Origin of the sequence: Candidatus Arsenophonus triatominarum, assembly GCF_001640365.1 — a bacterium.
Classification (GTDB): Bacteria; Pseudomonadota; Gammaproteobacteria; order Enterobacterales; family Enterobacteriaceae; genus Arsenophonus; species Arsenophonus triatominarum.
This window is the reverse complement of the sequence record NZ_LWMI01000046.1, coordinates 1-3,118: the sequence shown is the minus strand read 5'-3', so window position 1 is coordinate 3,118 and position 3,118 is coordinate 1. Positions and strand designations below refer to the sequence as shown.

Below are 3,118 nucleotides of genomic sequence, written 5' to 3'. Positions count from 1 at the left end.
CGGCCAAAAAGTTTATGCAAAACTGGCCGACGGCACGATTGAAACCGACGAAGCAGGTGAGACGAAAGCAGGATTTATCGAAACCCCCTTTAAAGTCATGACCGCCGCCGCGGTGGGTGAAATTTTATTATGTCAAGCCGGAGTTAATGCAATGGCGCAATTATCACACAATGATTTTCCCGCCCTGATGAAACGGGCTAAAGAAGGAGGGGTGACGTTACCCCCTTCAGTCAACCGACTGTATCTGGCCAATGACGCCCAGCCGTCGACTATCGCAAACGGGGCATTCCCGCGATTGTGGCGGGGGGTATCGATCCGAACGTTATTCGAACAGTATTTGCCCCCACCCGTGCCACTGAAAATTTATGGGGAGCGCACTATTGGGCTGGGAGCAGGATTATTGGATGATCCCGCGTACGGAATACAGTGGTCATATTTCGTCCTACGGCGACTACAACGACAACGGGGCAAACCAGGTCAACGTTGAGTGGAATAATGTTCGCCAATATCGTTTTCAAACAATGATTACCTACGGTGACCTTGAAGCCGCCCGCATGGGACTGGCGATGATCAACTATGCTGCTGAAAAACAGATGGCAGCCGCCAACACGATTAACCAGGATTACAACCGGTTTGCCTTTTTTGGGTTGAAGGCGTTAACTACGGCGCATTAAATAACCCTCAGCTTCCCACGCCGATCACACCAACCAAGGTGAGTGGTAAAACGAAATGGAAGATAAATCCATCCAGCAGCGTTACAGACGATATTTTGGCACTCTACAGTGACCTGGTAGGACGAACGAATGGGGTGGTCGGTGACGGTGTCGATATGGCTTCCTCCCTGACGCTGGTATTGTCAAACAAAGCCTCTGTGTATCTCAAATCGTCTAATGAAATCATGGCCACCTCGCTTGAGGACTTGATCAAAAAAGCGTTCCCCAATCTACGCATTGAAACGGCTCCACAATTGAGTACCGATGCCGGTGAGTTAATACAGATGTTCGTGCGCAGCTATCAGGGACAGCCTGTTTGCTATGTGGCGAATTCGCAAAAATATCGGGCATTTCCGCTTCTTCAGCAACACTCAAGCTGGTCGCAGAAAGTGGCGGCCAGTACGTATGGCACGGTGATCACACAACCCATGCTTTTTGCTCAAATGTTGGGGATATGATTATGGGAAAAATTATTGTCGGCTGTAAACTCCCCATGGACTGAAAGCCACCGTGAAGAATGAGACTATTGAATTGAAAGGGCTAACGCTTGCGCCATTTATGGCGGTTTTGGCATAACCGAAGGCGTGGATGAGGCGTGGTTCAATGTATTTTCAAAAACCTACGCGCAGGCGGGATTTATCGAAAAGGGGTTAATCTTCAAGGTCACTGATCAAAAAAGTTTTTCCTCAGCCGCTAAGGAAAGAGCACAGGTCAAAACCGGTTTAGAACCGATTAACCCGAAAAAGGCAACCGTCAAACCCACGGAGGCATAATATGGCTGTGGTGGCGTTTGATGTTTTTGAATTCAGAGAACAATATCCCCTCTACCGCAAGGTCAAGGATGAGCAGTTGAAAATGCTATTTGATTTTGCTCAGGCTTTGTTCGATAACGCAAATTTTTCGCTGGAGCAGGCTATCCCAAAGCGAAAAAGTTTGCTTTATCTGCTGACGGCCCATCTTTGTGATATCACCTTTGGCGATGATAACGGAAACGGGTCAGGGGTGTCAGGTATGATTGGTCGGGTTGCGAATGCAGCAGAAGGCAGTGTCTCCGTGTCGCTTGATGTCGGGCAGGGATTGCCTTACTCGCAAGCCTGGTATTTCCAATCAAAGTGGGGACAGCTTTTTTGGCAACTGACCAAGCCCTACCGGATGTTTGCCTATTTCCCAGGTATTGAGGTGGGGTGCAGTTGATGGCGGGGAAGATAAAAGCGTTTCTGGACGCACAGGAAAAGCAGCTTAATGACCTGACGTTGAAAGTCGGCTTTCCAAAAGAGGTAAGCTATCCAGAAGGCCGTCGGGTTGCTGAAGTGGCTTACATGAACGAATTTGGCAATCCTGGGAATAACCAGCCACCGCGCCCTTTCTTCCGTAACGCTATTTCAGCCCATCAAAAAGACTGGTCAACCTATCTGGCGTCGTCCATGCGCGCCGGTGTTAATGCTAAAGAAGCGGCGGAATTATTAGGTGAAAAAGTCGTCAGCAATATTAAAGATTCAATATTGACACTCACCGATCCGCCGCTTTCTGAAACCACGCTTTATGTGAGAAAGCACCGGACTCACAAACCAAAAAACTTCACTGACAAACCGCTGGTTGATACACATCACATGCTGGAGTCAGTCAAATACTGGGTGGTGGTGGATGATGAATCTTCATAATCTCACTCGTTCGGCTATTCGAGCCGTTAACCCTGATATTGCTGCAATAGTCCGCCGTTCTGATGGTTGGACAGTCGGTGAAGGCCGGACACGCATCCCCAAATACCTTCCCGATGAACATATCGTCATTCAGTTGCAACCCCTGTCGAAAGGGGATTTGCAGCATGTGGACGGATTGAATATCCACGGCATATTCAAATCGATTCACGTTAACGGAAACTTCTGGTCGGTTAACCGAAAACAACAGACCGGTGGCGATTTATTCCTCATTGAGGGGGATACCTGGCTGGTGATTGAACCGCTTGAATTGTGGCCGGACTGGTGTCGGCTGTTAGTGTGTCTCCAAACGGACAGGGAGGGGGGATGAATGATTATACGGTCAATCAGGTCATTGACACGTTGGCCGATTTCATTGAACCGATTGCAGGTACGGTCTGGCAGGCTCAGGATAACCGGAATCCCATGCCGAGCGATATCTTCTGTGTTCTCACGCCATTACGATTTATCCGGCTGTCGGCGGCGAGAGGGATTGCCCATGACAGCGGAAACCCTCAAACCAGTACGATGAACTGGACTGAAGTAAGGCAAGCTGATATTCAGCTCGACATTTACGGTGAAAATGCCGGTGACCGATCCATTCGTGTTGAAACATTGTTTGCTTCTGATTACGGCTATTCCCGAATCAAGGCGCTGGATGAACGTCTTGCTCCACTTTATGCCAGTGCTGCTTTGCAGACCAGTATG

At 48.9% G+C, this 3,118-nt stretch carries 6 protein-coding genes and 1 pseudogene; all 7 read left to right on the top strand.

Features of this window, described 5'->3' with window-relative positions; genetic code table 11:
* Positions 1–487 (top strand): annotated as a pseudogene (locus tag AYJ55_RS33895) (hypothetical protein); the annotation flags it as partial.
* 321 nt (positions 488–808) lie between these two features.
* Entirely contained in the window at positions 809–1,171 is a 363-nt protein-coding gene (locus AYJ55_RS33890; RefSeq protein ID WP_245677502.1) for a hypothetical protein, read from the top strand.
* 126 nt (positions 1,172–1,297) lie between these two features.
* Positions 1,298–1,486, top strand: a complete 189-nt coding sequence (locus AYJ55_RS21100; RefSeq protein ID WP_063657801.1) for a hypothetical protein — start codon at positions 1,298–1,300, stop codon at positions 1,484–1,486.
* Between the two features lies 1 nt (position 1,487).
* The gene (locus AYJ55_RS21095) at positions 1,488–1,907 is read left to right on the top strand and encodes a DUF4054 domain-containing protein (RefSeq protein WP_063653388.1); all 420 of its coding nucleotides are present in this window, start codon (positions 1,488–1,490) and stop codon (positions 1,905–1,907) included.
* A complete protein-coding gene (locus AYJ55_RS21090) occupies positions 1,907–2,374 on the top strand; it encodes a hypothetical protein (protein WP_063653390.1) in 468 nt (155 codons plus the stop codon). Before AYJ55_RS21095 ends, AYJ55_RS21090 begins: the two co-directional genes overlap by 1 nt.
* Complete coding sequence (locus tag AYJ55_RS21085) at positions 2,358–2,741, top strand: hypothetical protein (protein WP_245677501.1); 384 nt, start codon at positions 2,358–2,360, stop codon at positions 2,739–2,741. The genes AYJ55_RS21090 and AYJ55_RS21085 overlap by 17 nt, the downstream gene beginning before the upstream one ends.
* Positions 2,738–3,118 (top strand): phage neck terminator protein (locus AYJ55_RS21080; protein ID WP_074168185.1); only part of this gene is annotated, 381 nt, incomplete at its 3' end. The genes AYJ55_RS21085 and AYJ55_RS21080, both read left to right, overlap by 4 nt.